Below are 15,201 nucleotides of genomic sequence, written 5' to 3'. Positions count from 1 at the left end.
CATGAACATTGGAATATTACAATGTGACCAAGTAGATCCAAGGCTAATTGAGGTACATGGAACTTACTCGGAAATGTATATTAAGCTACTGCATCAGGAAGGCCCCAATTTGTCATTCACAGTCTATGATGTTCGTTATGATGAATTGCCAAGTCATATTGATGCCGCTGATGCTTATGTTATTACCGGGAGTCGCTATGGTGTTAATGATGATTTAGCTTGGATTAGTGCACTTGAAGAATTCATTCGACGTCTTCATGCGGCAAGAAAAAAAATCATAGGGATTTGTTTTGGCCATCAGCTTATTGCGAAGGCGTTAGGGGGGAAGGTTATAAAATCTCATCAGGGGTGGGGTATAGGTATGTCTGTAAATAAAATTACCCAACACAAGCCATGGATGTCACCATCTCTAGGGATTTTAAATCTGATCGTTAGCCATCAGGATCAAGTTGTGTTTCTTCCTGAGGAGGCAGAGGTTCTGGCTGCTAGTGATTTCTGTCCGTTTTATATGTTGCAGATTGGCGACAACCTGCTCACCGTCCAAGGGCACCCTGAGTTCAGCAAAAGATATTCTCAGGCGTTGATTGAACTTCGCAAAAATAACTTAGGAAAAGAACTAGCCGCGCAGGGATTAAAATCATTGCAACAACACTGTGATGATAAGGTATTTGCCAAATGGGTTATTAATTTTTTGAGTTTCTAAAATAAGATAATGCCATACTTTTTTATTGAAATATCAATAGGTCATGGTTGAAGTTAAATTTATTTGCTAAAATCTAAAGGGATTTAAAAAAAATATTAAACTTATAGGGAGAATGAAATGAATCGTTTCGCTTTAATTGCAGCAACTGGTTTTCTAGCATTAGCGCTAACTGCATGTGGTGAGTCAAGTAACAAACCTACAGCTACCACTACTACTGAAACTACTACAACACAACAACCAGCTCCAGCACAACAACCCGCTGCTCCAGCGCAGCAACCAGCTGGTGGCAACCAAACTCAAAACCAGTAAAAGACTTTAACCTGGGTGAAGGCTTAGGCCGTAACCCAGGAACATTTCGGCCTATTGATGAGTCCTTTTGATAAATTAATCAAAGAAATTTCAGCAATTCTTAAAAAAATGAATTGGCAATTAGTTACGGCTGAATCATGTACGGGTGGGCTTATTGCAAGTTATCTCACTGAAGTTCCTGGTAGTTCAGTCTGGTTTGAACGTGGGTTTGTGACGTACAGTAACCTATCGAAAGAAGAGCTGCTTTCAGTGCCTAAGCAATTAATTGAAGAATACGGTGCGGTCAGTGAACCTGTTGCATTGGCGATGGCGACTGGTGCTTTGCAACATAGTGTAGGTCATGTAGCCGTATCGGTTACTGGTATTGCTGGCCCGGATGGCGGCAGCTTTGAGAAACCCGTGGGAACAGTGTGTTTTGGTTGGGCCGCTAGAGACATGAAGCCCAGGATATTAAGAAAACAGTTCACCGGAGATCGGCAAGATATACGCTTGGCTGCATGCCAGGAAGCTTTATCTGGTATTCTTTCTTATATAAAAATTGATAGACACTGATATCGTAAGAAATAGTGTTGCCGGGAGCATGGGACACTTTACAAGCAATTTTTGAAGTCTCAGATTAAAGTAAATTTCTCTATATAAATATTACTGCAGCTACCAACTCTTGATAAGCGCTCTATTTTTGTCCTATGGTTAGGCTTATTAAATCGTTAGCTACTTGGTGTGCATTTTGTTCAAATTCAAATTTCATTCGATCTTTCAAGGGTACATATGCTCTTTCTGGTGTAGGGAAAAATATATGCTTAGTGGCATTAGCAATATTTATTGCTGCACGTGCTGCATATAATGGAGCAGCTGTTACTTTGGAAGTTAGTTCTTCATTTTTACTCTGCATAATATCTACCTCGGAAAATATGTCTTACAATTGTACCAGATGATTAACCAACTATCAATCAGAGGCGGTTTTTCTACGGTAGGCTGGTTTCTTTTCTGAAAGCGACATTTTGGTTTTGCCGCATTTGAGCTTGAGCAAAAAAACTCCTTTAATACAGTGAATCAATTTGCTGCTTGTTCCTATCTGTGTGATAATTTTACCCTTGCATATAACTACCTGGAAAATATTATGGAAGAAAATAAACAAAAAGCATTATCCGCTGCCCTCTCGCAAATTGAACGTCAGTTTGGTAAGGGATCAGTGATGCGTATGGGCGACAGCACCGTATCCCGAGATATAGAAGCCATTTCAACTGGGTCTTTAGGATTAGACATTGCTTTGGGAATTGGTGGTTTACCCAAAGGACGTATTGTTGAAATTTATGGCCCAGAGTCTTCTGGTAAAACAACGTTAACCTTACAAGTTATTGCCGAATGTCAAAAAATGGGAGGCACTGCTGCATTTATTGATGCAGAACATGCCTTAGACCCCAGCTATGCGCAAAAGCTGGGTGTTAATGTGGATGAGTTACTGGTTTCTCAACCTGATACAGGAGAGCAAGCTTTAGAAATTACCGATATGCTGGTACGCTCAGCTGCGGTCGATGTTATTATCGTTGACTCTGTTGCTGCATTAACTCCTAAAGCAGAAATTGAAGGAGAAATGGGCGACTCACATGTTGGCTTACAAGCTCGACTCATGTCACAGGCTTTACGTAAATTGACTGCTAATATTAAACGCTCTAATACACTGGTCATTTTTATTAACCAGATTCGTATGAAAATTGGCGTAATGTTCGGTAGCCCCGAAACAACTACCGGCGGTAATGCATTAAAATTCTATGCTTCCGTCCGCCTGGATATTCGTCGCATTGGATCAATTAAAAAAGGCGAAGAAATCTTAGGTAGTGAAACACGAGTTAAAGTTGTTAAGAATAAAGTGGCACCACCATTTAAGATGACCGAATTTGATATTCTGTATAACGAAGGTATTTCTCGTGAAAGTGAAATTATCAATTTAGGTGTCCAACTCAATCTGATTGAAAAATCTGGGGCTTGGTACAGTTATAAGGGTGAGAAAATTGGCCAGGGTAAAGATAATGTTCGCTTATACCTGAAAGAGAATCCTCAAGTTGCAGCAACTCTCGAACATCAAATTCGTGCAGAGCTTTTAGAGAAAAAACTCCCTATGCTTGCGTCAGCTAGTGCCGACGAATTTGAGGCCGTTGATGACTAAAGCATTTGATTGTGCTGTGCGCCTGCTATCCAGGCGCGAGCACAGTGCACTAGAACTTTGTGATAAATTAAAGCAAAAAGGATATAGTGCTATAGAAGCAAAAATAGCATTGGATGAATGCCAACGCTTGGATTTGCAAAGTGAACGACGGTTTGTGGAGATCTACAGTCGTTCACGAATACGTCAAGGTTATGGACCTTTAAAAATAAGCCAGGAATTGACTAGTAAAGGAGTTGATAAGGAATTAATTCATCAGTTCTTGCAGCAAGAGCAAGATAATTGGTTGACTTATGCTTTAGATGTTTGGCAGAAAAAAAGTAAAGGTCAATGTGAGTTATCGTTTGATGAGCTCCAAAAACAACAGCGTTTTTTGCTTTATCGTGGATTTGGTATGGATACCATTGTTCAAGTGAAAAAAGAATTGAAAAAATAAAAATGAAATCGTAGCCTAGGTGCCTTGTAGCCTGGGTAATGTGCAGTAGTGCTTTTAAGTTAAGCAAAATTCCCTTTTCTCCAAAAGGGAGAAGGTGCCCGTTAGGGCGGATGAGGGGATTTACTATATTAGTCTCACCCCAGCTCTCTCCTATTGTTGAGAGAGGGCGTTTATTTTTAGATTAAAAGCACAATTTCTGCACATTTCCCGAGGACGGTTGAAAATTAAAATTAACTCAAATTGGTGTTGATTCGAAATGAAAAGTTCTGAAATTAGAAAAGCATTTTTTGATTATTTCACACAACGTGGTCATCAACTAGTGGAATCCAGCTCCTTAATTCCTGCTAATGATCCTACTTTATTGTTTACTAATGCGGGTATGGTGCAATTTAAGGATTTATTTTTAGGACTTGAAACACGTTCTTATCAGCGAGCGGTTACTGCCCAACGTTGTGTACGCGCAGGTGGTAAACACAATGATTTGGAAAATGTGGGGTATACAGCAAGACACCATACATTTTTTGAAATGTTGGGTAATTTTAGTTTCGGTGATTATTTTAAGCGAGAAGCAATAAAATTTGCTTGGGAATTTTTAACTCAAGTTCTGCATTTGCCCGAAGAGCGTTTGTGGGTGACAGTTTATAAAGAAGATCAAGAAGCAGAGGATATTTGGTTAAAAGAAATGAATGTTTCGGCTGCGCGTTTCTCACGTTGTGGAGAAAAAGATAATTTCTGGTCTATGGGGGATACAGGCCCTTGTGGTCCATGCACCGAGATTTTTTACGATCATGGTCCTGATATTCCAGGTGGTCCTCCAGGAAGTCCTGATGAAGACGGGGATCGATATATTGAAATTTGGAACCTGGTATTCATGCAATTTAATCGGGATAAAGATGGGAATTTGCATCCGCTACCCAAACCATCTGTAGATACAGGTATGGGACTTGAGCGACTCGCTGCCGTAGTTCAAGGTGTTCACAGCAATTATGAAATAGACAGTTTCCAGTATTTAATTCAATCGACAGCAAAACTTGGAACTATTACCAATTTAAACCACACTTCGTTAAAGGTAATTGCGGATCATATTCGTTCTTGTTCCTTTTTAATCGCTGATGGAGTGATTCCTGGTAATGAAGGACGCGGGTATGTGCTTAGAAGAATTATTAGAAGGGCAATAAGACATGGTAATAAGTTAGGCTTGCCAACTCCGTTTTTTTCACAATTAGTAGAACCTTTAATTACAGTTATGGGCGATGCTTATCCTGAATTGATAAAATCTAAAGCCCATATAGAAAAAATCCTCAACCAGGAAGAAAATCAGTTTGCCCGCACGCTTGATCAGGGATTACGTCTATTGCAAGAGCAAATGCATTCTCTTGGTGGCCACGAAATATCAGGGGAAATCGCATTTAAACTGTATGATACCTACGGTTTTCCTGTCGATTTGACTGCTGATATAGCTCGAGAGCAAGGCCTCTACGTGGATATGGATGGCTTCAATCAATTGATGCAACAGCAAAGAGAGCAGTCTCAGGCTGCCAGTCAGTTCAGCGTGGATTATAGTACTACTGCTCAATTGGATTACCAATCTAATTTTCATGGTTATGAACAAAACGAAACAGAAGCAAAAATTATTGCTTTGCTTCTAGAAGGAAATGAAGTTGATGCCTTAAGTCAAGGTACGAAAGGAGCTGTAGTTCTGGATCACACCCCTTTTTATGCGGAAAGTGGGGGGCAAGTAGGGGATAAGGGAATATTAATAAGTACAGGTTTTCGTTTTCGTGTCGATGATACGCAAAAAAAAGGTCAAGCCATAGTACATTATGGTGAAGTAGTGGAAGGTTCAGCGACCTTGAATCAGTTGCTGAAAGCAGAAATAGATAACGAGCGCCGAGAAGCAATTCGTATAAATCATACCGCAACTCATTTATTGCATGCTGCTTTAAAAACAGTAGTCGGACCACAAGTCCAGCAAAAGGGTTCATTGGTTGATGCAGAGCGAGCACGCTTTGACTTTTCTCATTTTGAATCATTGACCACAGAACAAATTAAAGAAATTGAATTATTAGTTAATGATCAAATTCGAGCCAACAACGAAGTTGTAACTCAACTCATGGATATTGATTCTGCCAAAAAAAGTGGTGCAGTTGCTCTGTTCGGAGAAAAATATACCGATAAGGTACGTGTATTATCTATGGGTGAGTTTTCTAAGGAGCTTTGTGGTGGAACTCACGCACGGAGGACAGGTGATATCGGGTTGTTTAAAATTGTTGCTGAATACGGAATTGCAAGTGGTGTAAGACGTATAGAGATGGTAACAGGTCGTTATGCGTTAGTTTGGGTTAATGAACAACAGTCACTTTTAAGTGAGTTGGCGTCATTGTTAAAAACCACAACGAATAACTTACCGGACAAGATAGGACAGCTTATCGCTGAACATAGAGGTTTAGAAAAAGAAATTGCCAAATTACAAAGTGAGAAAGCACAAAAATCAGGAGCAGATCTGGCAAATGAAGTAGAACAAATCAATGGAATCAGTCTATTGGTAAAACAATTGGAAGGTGTTGATAGCCAAACCATGCGTACAACCTTAGATCAACTGAAATCCAGACTTGATTCAGCTGTAATTGTTTTATTTACAGTGGATCAAAATAAAATGAATGTGATTGCTGGTGTAAGTAAGGGTATTTTAGGGAAAGCACCTACTGCGGCTACATTGGTAAAACATCTCTGTGGAAAGGGCGGGGGGCGTGATGATATGGCTCAGGGAGGAGGGGTTTTGCCGCCTGATTTGGATAATAAGATAGAAGAAATTAGAGAGATGGTACGCCATTCATAAATGATATCGTACTACCCACTAAGTTTTATACGGCGTTCCAAGTTCACACGGCTTCAGTCATGTACTATTATGTACACTCCTGGCCTTGTCTAAGACATAGTGGGTAATGCTATTTTATGCTGCCTGGATTTTTCTCCACCAGGCTAATTATCTGTAAAGTAATCATACATAAGGAGATGGCATGAGTTTTTTACAAGAGTTTAAACAATTTGCTATAAAAGGGAATGTAATTGATCTTTCTGTTGCTGTGGTTATTGGTGCGGCATTTGGCAAAATTATTAGCTCATTAGTTAGCGGCATTGTGATGCCTTTAATTGGCTTATTATTAGGTGGAATTAATGTCGCAAATAAAACGTTTTCCGTCGGTGATGCGATTGTAAAATGGGGAGAATTTCTCCAGGCCGTGATTGATTTTACAATCATTTCATTTTCAATTTTTGTAGCAATTAAAGCACTTTCTTTATTAAGAAAAAAGGAAGAAAAGCAAGAAAAACCAACTAGAGAAGAAACATTATTAACTGAAATTCGTGATTTATTGAAGGAGCAGGGTGCAAAAAGCGAATAATTTTTTGTAGCAAAATTCGTATTGTTTGTAGCCTGGATGCAGCGAAACCTTGGTTAATAAGGTTTCAGAACCCCGGGTTAGCTTTGCAGTACCCAGGCTATGTAAATTTCATGATTTTTTTACTCCACTGTTGCCTCAAAATGAAAGGTTATCGAAAGCCTTATTCGTTATCAAAGACTCCTAAGTATCTGTAAATCTGCTATAATTTTAAACAAGAATCATCATTAATAAGGATAGTTATGACTGGGCTCTTGAATTTAATTGCTGTTATTGTTGTCTTTGGGGTGGTTTTATGGCTAATCGATACTTTTATACCTATGCCACCATCAATTAAAAGCTTGTTAAATGTACTCGTTCTTATTATTTTAGTTATCTATATTTTACAATTTTTTGGCTTGATAAAAACAATTTTACCTATGATTAAGATTTTTAAATAAATCAATCAAATAATTGGTTTGCAGTTCAGCTAGATCTGGGATTTGGAGTAACCGCTCACACCTATTTGAAAATAATTAAGTAGCTGAGCTTAACATTTTGAAGTCTAGCATGGATACTTAGAGTTCTATAGCTGGACTTCATAAGCACTGTACCAGCCTACTCACGACCAATCAACGTTTCCCTGAGTTTTCGGCATGCGTGCGTGACTAAAGACAGAGCTGTTATTTAGCCTATAGCCTCAATGATTTTAGGAGGCGACTTAATGATAAATGGCACCAATAAACTAAACCCGGTCAAACAAGCATTTAGCAATTGGTGAGCCATCGTCAAACTATTGACCGCTATATTTTATGATCAAACTGTACTTGATTTTTGATGTTACTTAATAACTTTAGTTACTCTTGGTACACGTTGTAGTGCCAGTATCTTTTCCAGATTGAGATATCCAGTTGCCTTGTAAAGATCCGTCTTGTTTTAATGTAATGGACAATATACCCGAAATCGTGTTATCTACGGCCCCCCAAAAAGAAGTGCTCATAAAATTATTAATATTTGAACCCATTAATCCTGTACCATACAGTACTGGATTACCCGTGTTATCATCCCATTCAGAATTGTAAGTATCGCCAGTTTTCGATATGGTAAGAGAAAAACTCTTATTATCTAATAAAGAGCCATTCCATTGACATTTATAATTTCCTTCAATGGATTGAGATGTGCTGGCCGTCATATTGTCAGCATAAGCTGTGGTGATAATGAAATATAATATGGCTGTTAAAGAGATATCTACCAATGCTTTCATAACAAACTCCTTTTTGTTAATGACTGATGCACATGCCACTTTATGATGATTTTTTACAACTAATAGTGGCGGCTTGATTCTTATTACTTTGTGCCCACTTGCCTTCCAAAGTACCATCTGGTTTGATGATGATGTATTGGGCAAAAATAGTCGTCGGATCTTTAGACCACCAAAATAAAAATGAGAATGCATTATTCTGCTCTTTATTTTGTAAACCAATTCCAACAAGGCTTGGTGTGGTGTCATTCATTCCTTTTTTCGACATTCTATAACTATTGTTACTCCCTTTTTTTATAGTAAGGTATTCTGTGCCATCTGGCGGTGTAGAAAAAGGATCATGGAAATTGCATACATAGGTACCTGAAATGTCTGTCGTTGAAGTTTGAGTTATGGACGTATCTGCAAAAGCAGTCGATAAAAATGATAGACAACTCAATGTTCCTAGCATCATTGTGAGTGAAATCCTATTCATAGAGATCATAAAAAACTCCTTTTATTTATTTCATAATCTGTCCAAAATCTCTGCATTTATAAATTGAGTTATACATATTATAGATGATCTATCACGATCTTGTAGCGCTATAATTACAATCAACCCTTCTTTTTTGTAACCTGGAACTTTTCCTGAAGATTTCAACTGACTAAGAGAGCAGGTGCTTGCAATCTGGGGTTCTTCTGCCTTATTAAGGAACACTTCAATATGTTGCATCAAGTGCTATACAAGTCCAGATTATTTCAACATCATAATTTTTGCAGTTTCAGCTTTTTCAAATAACTCTTCTATTTTGGAGTCAATTGGAAAATTGTTGCTTTTACAGCTATCAAGATAGATTTGCTTTGGGGTGTAACCTAAATCATCTTCTAATGTAGCATTTGCTCCATTTTCCAAGAGGAATTCAATCCATAAATCCTTTCGACTGGCTGCCGCATGATGCAAAGCGGTCTTACAATAAAAGTCCATAGCATCTATTTGAGCGTTATATCTAAGAAGAAGAGTAGCAATTTGTTTCGTCTCTGCATTACAGTGTTGATTTAAAATTAATCCCATAAGTGGAGATTTAGTATTTTTTCCCCCTTGATTGGGATTAACATTATTCTTAAGCATCCGTTCAATCATGGGGATAATAGCAGAAAGATCTGTATACTTATAAAGACACATATTTTTATTAGCACAATAATGATATAAATTTTTGCAAAAAGAAAATTGTCTGTACGCCTCACTTGGATATATTATTGTGGACTTATTTAAGTCCATCTCTTTTGCTTGATTTAATTTGATCAAATCTGGATTTTCAGAAGAAATAGCCAGATTTATGTCTTGCAAAAGCGATGCAGAAATGTATTTTTGTTTATATAAAATATTCAAAATGGCTCTTAGCTTCGCTAAATCTATTGATGAAATTTCATAGTTCATATTTTCTTTTTCTAAATCATCATAGCTGAAACCAAATTCCTCCAGGTATTTTTCAAAAAGTATTGGATTTTTGGGTTTCTGAAAATTAACAGTGAACTGATTATCACCCCTATTGATAATTATAATTTTATGAAAATTCGCTACTTTATAAAAATGATAAATAAGTATTGCATAGAAAAGCACGAAATCTGTACGCCATCCTGATTCAGGTTCTCTTTTATAGTTGGTCAAATCAAATGGCGCCTGATCTTGACGAGGAGTTATCTCATCTGGGCTTTGTACAAAAAAGTTGTATTTACTGAGCATGACTGACATTGACTAATAAGGGAATCGCTAAATTTTACCCATTTTTTTATAAAGAAAGAATGGCAGCCGTTTGATTATTCCCATAATAATTTTCCAGAAATAAGGATAATAAAACATCCTTTTCTTATGTATCAGGGCGTTCCAACAGGCTTGTGCACAAAGGTCTGGAGGGGCTGCATAAAAAATTCCGGGCAAGCCATAAGTTTGTTTGGTATCAATAAAACCCAAGCGAGCAATGGTGATGTGTTGATTAGGACTGGCAGCTTGCTGTAAACCCTGAAGATAAATTTCAATGCTTGCTTTACTTGCTCCATACAGACTGTTTTTGGCGCGTCCACGACATGCAGCAACAGAACTTAAAAATAATAAATTATATTCTTTTTGCTGACGATTTAAGTAGGTGTGGATCAATAAAGTAGTGGTCAAAATATTTACTTTGATGAGGTGAGTGATGGTTTCAATATTCAAAAGATCGTTATCAGTGAAATCGCTGTGTGCAATCAATAAATCCAGTTCGCGGTTCTCAGTTTTAAAAACAGCAAGCAGATCATTAAATTGCTCAATCAAATCTAAAACAAGTACATCACAGCGTACTCGATATCGAAGTTTGATATCATTTGCAATCAGATCGAGTTGATTTTTCTGGCGCCCTACGAGAAGCAATTGATGTCCTGATCGAGCGGCAATATGAGCAAATTTTTCTGCAATGATGGAGGTTGCGCCTAATATGACCCATGTTCTTTGTATCATTTTTTTATCCCTAATCGGTTTGCCAGATCAGAGTTCATAATACATGCATGGCGCTTAAGAGTTTGCGAGAATTGTTCATGCTTCTCATACATCTGATGATATTGTTCTTCATTTAAAAGAAAGTCCTTAGCTAAATAAACTCGGCCATTGAGTTCAGTAATTAATTGGTTCATGGCATACATTGCCTGCTTTGCTTGTACATTATGAATAAAATCAACTGCCAGGGTAAATCCAGGTTGACAAAAGGAAAGTAAGCCTTCACCAGATTGAGTGAACAGCTTGAGTACAGCAAGGGTTGGTGTTGCCTTATGAAGGCGAATCAATTGTACTAATCGCTCCAAAGTGGTTGAAGCATGATCAGTACTAAAAACTGCCTGAAATTGAACTAATCCTTTAGGTCCATAAAGTCTGTTCCAGTGCATGAGTTTATCCAGGGGATTATTAAATTGTTCAAGCGTTAGTTTTTCTTGTCCTTTTTTATGGTTAAAAAAAATCTGGTTAAATAATTTTATACCCCACGGCCTGATTAAAGAAAAAGGAATTTTGGGTATGGAGTGAATTTTTAATTTTTTATCGTCGAACGGATCACAATAATCTGCCACAGAAAAAAGAGCGCGGGGAACCGGATTGAGTAGATCAAGCCAAGCTACTTGATAATCATGATGAATGCCTTCTGTCACCATATATTCGGTGAGTGATTGGAGCGATTCAAATTGTTTATGTTTGGTTTGAACAAATCGAGGAGCCTTTTTTAGACGGAGTGCTGCACGGGTAATAATCCCTGTAAGACCTAAGCCTGCGATCGTCGCATGAAATAATTCGTTATTTTCAGAACGGCTACAATGAATTTTCTTACTTCCAATCAATAAATCGAATTCAATGAGATGGTGTCCAAAACTACCTTCGAGATGATTGTTTTTTCCATGCACATCGTGAGCAATTCCACCCGCAACTGTAGCATGGACAGTCCCTGGGAGAACGGGAGGAATGAAATCAGGATGCACTAAAAATAAATCTTTAAGTGGAACCCCTCCTTGACAGGTTACAATACCCGTTTCGGGATTAAAATTGATAAAATGATTCAGGCGTTCGCTATCAATAATAAAACCATCAGTATTAAAACAACTGTCGTTATAGCATAGCCCTGAACCACGTACGAGGATGTTTTCTTGGGGATTGTGGGCAAGGTAATCAGCAAGTTGTTCTTCATTATCAGGACGTAAACAGAACGACTGGCTATAGCGCGCACGGCTAAAATTGGTTAATGTTTTTGTTTTGCTGCGCATTTTATATGTGGTTTCATCATTTCCAATATTTATGACTATAATTCATTTAGAAACATAATTAAAAGGAATTATGATGAAAACTATTTTAATCTTTTTAGGCTTTCTCTTTTCCCTTTCTGTTTTTGCAGCAGATATTCCTCAGGATTATTTAGGCGCACAAAAATATGACAAAACCCAGTGTTTTCATAATACAAGTCAAGATTGTATTAATTCGCAATGCCTGAACTCTTCTGAAATCGATTGTCAGGATAATTGCCGAAAAATGGCGCAGGCAAAATGTCAACAACAAACTAATGAGTAAGTTTGTCTTTGCTTTTTCTCAAATTAAGTTTGATATATTGTCAAATGATTGGCATATGATTTTTGACTGTCCATGCAAACATGTCACTGGTTATCTTGATTAATCTCAAATTGGCAAACACCTCAATTTCATTTCAGTATTGTGGCCTTCATCCAGGCTACAATTCTACTTTAAATGACAAGACTATTTTATAAATGGCATACAGTTTGCATAAGGCTATTCAATAGAAGAATCATGATGCTTACTTGAATTTAATGAGTTAAATTCAAGTTTAAAAAATTTGTATGGATTGCTTATATGGCTGATAAAAACGTTTTATCACAAGAAGAAATAGATGCATTACTAAAAACAGTTGGTGAATCTCCTGAAGAGGGTCATCAAGAATCAGAAGGTGAAACACTTACTAAAGAAAAATCGGATCATAAAAAAGCAAAAACGAATAAAAATGATGTAACGAACTCTACATTTGAGCCAATTGAAATAAAAAAAGAAAATGATGTAAAGACACTTAATTTTACGGCTCAAGAACGTATTGTCAAAGGCAAGCTGCCCGTATTAGATAGAATTTATGACCGCGCAGTGCGTCTGTTTGCATCTGATATTTATAATGTGACCGCCAAAGATTTTGAGATTAAGCAAGATCCATTACTTATTATAAAACATCGCGATTTCATGGAGAGTTTGCCTAACCCAAGCTTAATGAGTATTTTTAAATTCAAACCATTACGCGGCAAAGGCATAATTCTTTTTGATAGTACTTTTGTCTATGATCTTGTCGATTATTATTTTGGCGGTAGTTCCCAATTCTTTGCCCAAAAAGACAGAACAGATTTTACTGCAACTGAGTTGCGTGTTATGGAGGTGATCACGAAAAAGCTCATTGCTAACCTGAGTCAAGCTTGGAAGCCCATTATTCAGCTTGATATCACCAAATTTAATGATGAAACAAACCCACAGTTAGTCAATATAGCAGAACCCGAAGAAATGCTATTAGTAGCGCGTTTTTCCATGGATTTTGGCAAAGAAATAGGTATTTTCTATTTTATTTTGCCTTATTCGATGGTTGAGCCAATCAAAGAGCAATTGGAGCTTGGTGCTTCTCGTCCAGATGATGAAATTGATCCAAACTGGGTCAAATCATTAAAAGAAGAGTTAATGGATGTTGAATTAACTGTGAGCTCGGCAATGGCTGAAACCAAAAGCACTCTCGGTGCTGTGATGTCATGGCAAGTAGGGGATTTTATACCTATGGAAATGAAAGAAATAGTTACTTTGGATATTGAAGGAACTCCAGGATTTACGGCAACTCAAGGTACTGCGAATGACAAGCGTGCTGTAAAAATAATAAAAAATATTAGTTATTAGGAGATGAGGAATGTCTCAAGAAGCAATAGAACAACCCAAACCATCAAATACTCTTCCTCAGGAAGCAGACAGTGAAAAAATGGATTTGATTCTGGATATCCCTGTATCTGTGACTGTAGAAATCGGCCGCACTAAAATGACGATTCGTAATTTACTCCAATTAAACCAAGGAGGAATTGTTGCCCTGGATCGTTTAGCAGGTGATCCGCTTGATGTTTTAGTCAATGGGACTTTAGTTGCACATGGGGAAGTGGTAGTGGTTAATGATAAATTTGGTGTGCGATTAACCGATATCGTCAGCAAAGCAGAACGAATTAAGCGGTTAAGATGATGCAATCTGCACTCAATCAGGGAGAGCTCATGCGTGTTGTCATGGGCTTATTGTTGGTTTTATTGCTTATCCTTCTATTGTCTTGGCTGGTGAAGCGGTTACATGGTATGCAAATGAGCTCGACAAAAGGATTTCAATCCATAGCGAGTATGATTTTAGGACCTAAGGAAAAAATTACCTTGTTAAAAGTAGGGACGCGTTATTTGTTGGTTGGATCAGGTTCCGGGCATGTCACGCTGCTTTATGATTTTGGTGAAGAACTACCGACAGGTTTTGATTCCAAAAATAAAACTTCATTTGCAGTGCTACTTAAATCAGTTACGAAATCATAAGATGAATAAAATGAATTTAATGATGCGATATCCATCCTATAACATAGAGAGAGTTAGTTTTTATAAATCTCGAGTTAGTCTACGTTTCACTCTAGCCTCTGTATGTATCATTTTGTTGTGTTTGGTTCCTCTTGCTGTGCAGGCTGCGCCTTTATCTTTACCTGCCATGACAGTACAACCTGGAGCAAATGGTGAACAAACTTATAGTGTTAATCTGCAAATTTTGATTTTTATGACCTTGTTAACTGTTTTGCCGGGGATGTTGATGGCAATGACGGCTTTTACAAGAATCATTATTGTACTTTCTATATTACGCCAAGCTATAGGCTTGGCGCAGACTCCTACGAACCAAATCTTAATTGGTATTGCGTTATTCATGACTTATTTTGTGATGAATCCTGTTTTTAATAAGATCAATGATACAGCAGTGCAGCCTTATCTTGCAGAGACTATGAAATTCCCACAAGCTTTGGCAAATGCACAGGTTCCTTTGCGTGAGTTTATGTTAAATCAAACTCGAAAAAATGATTTGTCGTTGTTTGAAAAATTTGCTCAAAAAAATCCGGCGAACCTTAACGAAGTGCCAATGAGTGTAGTGATTCCCGCATTCATTACCAGTGAATTAAAAACAGCGTTCCAGATTGGCTTTATTTTGTTTTTACCTTTTTTAATTATTGATATGGTGGTATCCAGTGTTCTGATGGCTATGGGTATGATGATGCTTTCACCTTTGATTATTTCATTACCCTTTAAGATCATGCTTTTTGTTATGGTTGATGGGTGGACACTTATTTTGGGATCGCTGGCGTCGAGTTTTGCTATGAGTTAAATGCCTCATTTTGCGTCCAGATTAGGAATTA

The 15,201-nt window shown here is 37.6% G+C and carries 19 protein-coding genes; 13 read left to right on the top strand and 6 right to left on the bottom strand.

Going from position 1 to position 15,201, the window contains the following annotated elements; all coding sequences use genetic code 11:
* Nucleotide 1: 1 nt before the first annotated feature.
* The 3 genes from ELY20_RS03900 (at nt 2) to ELY20_RS03890 (ending at nt 1,564) form a co-directional block, all read left to right on the top strand.
* On the top strand, nt 2–703 hold the full coding sequence (locus tag ELY20_RS03900) for a glutamine amidotransferase-related protein (RefSeq protein WP_110141498.1): 702 nt from the start codon (nt 2–4) through the stop codon (nt 701–703).
* Between the two features lie 117 nt (nt 704–820).
* Nucleotides 821–1,012 (top strand): hypothetical protein, encoded by a 192-nt coding sequence (locus ELY20_RS03895; protein ID WP_110141499.1) that lies wholly within the window; start codon nt 821–823, stop codon nt 1,010–1,012.
* A gap of 57 nt (nt 1,013–1,069) precedes the next feature.
* Nucleotides 1,070–1,564 (top strand): CinA family protein, encoded by a 495-nt coding sequence (locus tag ELY20_RS03890; protein ID WP_110141500.1) that lies wholly within the window; start codon nt 1,070–1,072, stop codon nt 1,562–1,564.
* Nucleotides 1,565–1,685: 121 nt separating this feature from the next.
* On the opposite strand, the gene ELY20_RS03885 is transcribed toward ELY20_RS03890, so the two are convergent.
* Nucleotides 1,686–1,904 carry a hypothetical protein gene (locus tag ELY20_RS03885; protein WP_110141501.1) on the bottom strand — a complete coding sequence of 73 codons (219 nt, stop codon included), beginning with the start codon at nt 1,902–1,904 and terminating at the stop codon, nt 1,686–1,688.
* A 228-nt stretch (nt 1,905–2,132) separates the two neighbouring features.
* On the opposite strand from ELY20_RS03885, the gene recA reads away from it, so the two are divergent.
* The 5 genes from recA to ELY20_RS03860 all read left to right on the top strand — a co-directional run bounded on the left by recA (nt 2,133) and on the right by ELY20_RS03860 (nt 7,453).
* Nucleotides 2,133–3,179 carry a recombinase RecA gene (gene recA, locus ELY20_RS03880; protein ID WP_110141502.1) on the top strand — a complete coding sequence of 349 codons (1,047 nt, stop codon included), beginning with the start codon at nt 2,133–2,135 and terminating at the stop codon, nt 3,177–3,179.
* Nucleotides 3,172–3,612 carry a recombination regulator RecX gene (gene recX / locus ELY20_RS03875; RefSeq protein ID WP_110141503.1) on the top strand — a complete coding sequence of 147 codons (441 nt, stop codon included), beginning with the start codon at nt 3,172–3,174 and terminating at the stop codon, nt 3,610–3,612. Before recA ends, recX begins: the two co-directional genes overlap by 8 nt.
* A gap of 256 nt (nt 3,613–3,868) precedes the next feature.
* Nucleotides 3,869–6,451, top strand: coding sequence for an alanine--tRNA ligase (gene alaS, locus ELY20_RS03870; RefSeq protein ID WP_110141504.1), 2,583 nt, complete (start codon nt 3,869–3,871; stop codon nt 6,449–6,451).
* A 181-nt stretch (nt 6,452–6,632) separates the two neighbouring features.
* The gene (gene mscL / locus ELY20_RS03865) at nt 6,633–7,016 is read left to right on the top strand and encodes a large-conductance mechanosensitive channel protein MscL (protein WP_110141505.1); all 384 of its coding nucleotides are present in this window, start codon (nt 6,633–6,635) and stop codon (nt 7,014–7,016) included.
* Between the two features lie 239 nt (nt 7,017–7,255).
* Nucleotides 7,256–7,453, top strand: coding sequence for a Thivi_2564 family membrane protein (locus ELY20_RS03860; RefSeq protein WP_110141506.1), 198 nt, complete (start codon nt 7,256–7,258; stop codon nt 7,451–7,453).
* Nucleotides 7,454–7,845: 392 nt separating this feature from the next.
* Here the strand turns inward: ELY20_RS03860 and ELY20_RS03855 are convergent, their stop codons facing one another.
* The 5 genes from ELY20_RS03855 to ELY20_RS03835 form a co-directional block, all read right to left on the bottom strand.
* Nucleotides 7,846–8,256: a hypothetical protein gene (locus ELY20_RS03855; RefSeq protein WP_110141507.1), complete on the bottom strand. Its 411-nt coding sequence runs from the start codon at nt 8,254–8,256 to the stop codon at nt 7,846–7,848.
* A gap of 40 nt (nt 8,257–8,296) precedes the next feature.
* Nucleotides 8,297–8,737, bottom strand: a complete 441-nt coding sequence (locus ELY20_RS03850) for a hypothetical protein (protein WP_233590486.1) — start codon at nt 8,735–8,737, stop codon at nt 8,297–8,299.
* Between the two features lie 249 nt (nt 8,738–8,986).
* Nucleotides 8,987–9,976 (bottom strand): ankyrin repeat domain-containing protein, encoded by a 990-nt coding sequence (locus ELY20_RS03845; RefSeq protein WP_126955355.1) that lies wholly within the window; start codon nt 9,974–9,976, stop codon nt 8,987–8,989.
* Nucleotides 9,977–10,003: 27 nt separating this feature from the next.
* Complete coding sequence (locus ELY20_RS03840; protein ID WP_110141510.1) at nt 10,004–10,726, bottom strand: SDR family NAD(P)-dependent oxidoreductase; 723 nt, start codon at nt 10,724–10,726, stop codon at nt 10,004–10,006.
* Nucleotides 10,723–12,012: an FAD-binding oxidoreductase gene (locus tag ELY20_RS03835; protein ID WP_110141511.1), complete on the bottom strand. Its 1,290-nt coding sequence runs from the start codon at nt 12,010–12,012 to the stop codon at nt 10,723–10,725. The genes ELY20_RS03840 and ELY20_RS03835 overlap by 4 nt, the downstream gene beginning before the upstream one ends.
* Before the next feature lie 70 nt (nt 12,013–12,082).
* On the opposite strand from ELY20_RS03835, the gene ELY20_RS03830 reads away from it, so the two are divergent.
* The 5 genes from ELY20_RS03830 (at nt 12,083) to fliP (ending at nt 15,170) form a co-directional block, all read left to right on the top strand.
* Entirely contained in the window at nt 12,083–12,313 is a 231-nt protein-coding gene (locus tag ELY20_RS03830) for a hypothetical protein (RefSeq protein ID WP_233590485.1), read from the top strand.
* Nucleotides 12,314–12,610: 297 nt separating this feature from the next.
* Nucleotides 12,611–13,678, top strand: a complete 1,068-nt coding sequence (gene fliM, locus ELY20_RS03825; protein ID WP_110141512.1) for a flagellar motor switch protein FliM — start codon at nt 12,611–12,613, stop codon at nt 13,676–13,678.
* A gap of 10 nt (nt 13,679–13,688) precedes the next feature.
* Nucleotides 13,689–14,009 (top strand): flagellar motor switch protein FliN, encoded by a 321-nt coding sequence (fliN, locus tag ELY20_RS03820; RefSeq protein WP_076547449.1) that lies wholly within the window; start codon nt 13,689–13,691, stop codon nt 14,007–14,009.
* Entirely contained in the window at nt 14,006–14,341 is a 336-nt protein-coding gene (gene fliO / locus ELY20_RS03815; RefSeq protein ID WP_233590484.1) for a flagellar biosynthetic protein FliO, read from the top strand. The genes fliN and fliO overlap by 4 nt, the downstream gene beginning before the upstream one ends.
* A gap of 10 nt (nt 14,342–14,351) precedes the next feature.
* Nucleotides 14,352–15,170: a flagellar type III secretion system pore protein FliP gene (fliP, locus tag ELY20_RS03810; protein ID WP_233590483.1), complete on the top strand. Its 819-nt coding sequence runs from the start codon at nt 14,352–14,354 to the stop codon at nt 15,168–15,170.
* Nucleotides 15,171–15,201 lie beyond the last annotated feature (31 nt).

This window comes from Legionella qingyii (assembly GCF_003990155.1).
Classification (GTDB): domain Bacteria; phylum Pseudomonadota; class Gammaproteobacteria; order Legionellales; family Legionellaceae; genus Legionella; species Legionella qingyii.
Note: the sequence above shows the minus strand (reverse complement) of the source record. Positions and strands in the feature narration are given on the sequence as shown.

Bases quoted from the DNA above. Each gene is read 5' to 3' on its own strand.
- ELY20_RS03900 (WP_110141498.1), top strand. From the start codon at position 2: ATGAACATTGGAATATTACAATGTGACCAAGTAGATCCAAGGCTAATT.
- ELY20_RS03895 (WP_110141499.1), top strand. From the start codon at position 821: ATGAATCGTTTCGCTTTAATTGCAGCAACTGGTTTTCTAGCATTAGCG.
- ELY20_RS03890 (WP_110141500.1), top strand. From the start codon at position 1,070: ATGAGTCCTTTTGATAAATTAATCAAAGAAATTTCAGCAATTCTTAAA.
- ELY20_RS03885 (WP_110141501.1), bottom strand. From the start codon at position 1,904: ATGCAGAGTAAAAATGAAGAACTAACTTCCAAAGTAACAGCTGCTCCA.
- recA (WP_110141502.1), top strand. From the start codon at position 2,133: ATGGAAGAAAATAAACAAAAAGCATTATCCGCTGCCCTCTCGCAAATT.
- recX (WP_110141503.1), top strand. From the start codon at position 3,172: ATGACTAAAGCATTTGATTGTGCTGTGCGCCTGCTATCCAGGCGCGAG.
- alaS (WP_110141504.1), top strand. From the start codon at position 3,869: ATGAAAAGTTCTGAAATTAGAAAAGCATTTTTTGATTATTTCACACAA.
- mscL (WP_110141505.1), top strand. From the start codon at position 6,633: ATGAGTTTTTTACAAGAGTTTAAACAATTTGCTATAAAAGGGAATGTA.
- ELY20_RS03860 (WP_110141506.1), top strand. From the start codon at position 7,256: ATGACTGGGCTCTTGAATTTAATTGCTGTTATTGTTGTCTTTGGGGTG.
- ELY20_RS03855 (WP_110141507.1), bottom strand. From the start codon at position 8,256: ATGAAAGCATTGGTAGATATCTCTTTAACAGCCATATTATATTTCATT.
- ELY20_RS03850 (WP_233590486.1), bottom strand. From the start codon at position 8,737: ATGATCTCTATGAATAGGATTTCACTCACAATGATGCTAGGAACATTG.
- ELY20_RS03845 (WP_126955355.1), bottom strand. From the start codon at position 9,976: ATGCTCAGTAAATACAACTTTTTTGTACAAAGCCCAGATGAGATAACT.
- ELY20_RS03840 (WP_110141510.1), bottom strand. From the start codon at position 10,726: ATGATACAAAGAACATGGGTCATATTAGGCGCAACCTCCATCATTGCA.
- ELY20_RS03835 (WP_110141511.1), bottom strand. From the start codon at position 12,012: ATGCGCAGCAAAACAAAAACATTAACCAATTTTAGCCGTGCGCGCTAT.
- ELY20_RS03830 (WP_233590485.1), top strand. From the start codon at position 12,083: ATGATGAAAACTATTTTAATCTTTTTAGGCTTTCTCTTTTCCCTTTCT.
- fliM (WP_110141512.1), top strand. From the start codon at position 12,611: ATGGCTGATAAAAACGTTTTATCACAAGAAGAAATAGATGCATTACTA.
- fliN (WP_076547449.1), top strand. From the start codon at position 13,689: ATGTCTCAAGAAGCAATAGAACAACCCAAACCATCAAATACTCTTCCT.
- fliO (WP_233590484.1), top strand. From the start codon at position 14,006: ATGATGCAATCTGCACTCAATCAGGGAGAGCTCATGCGTGTTGTCATG.
- fliP (WP_233590483.1), top strand. From the start codon at position 14,352: ATGAATTTAATGATGCGATATCCATCCTATAACATAGAGAGAGTTAGT.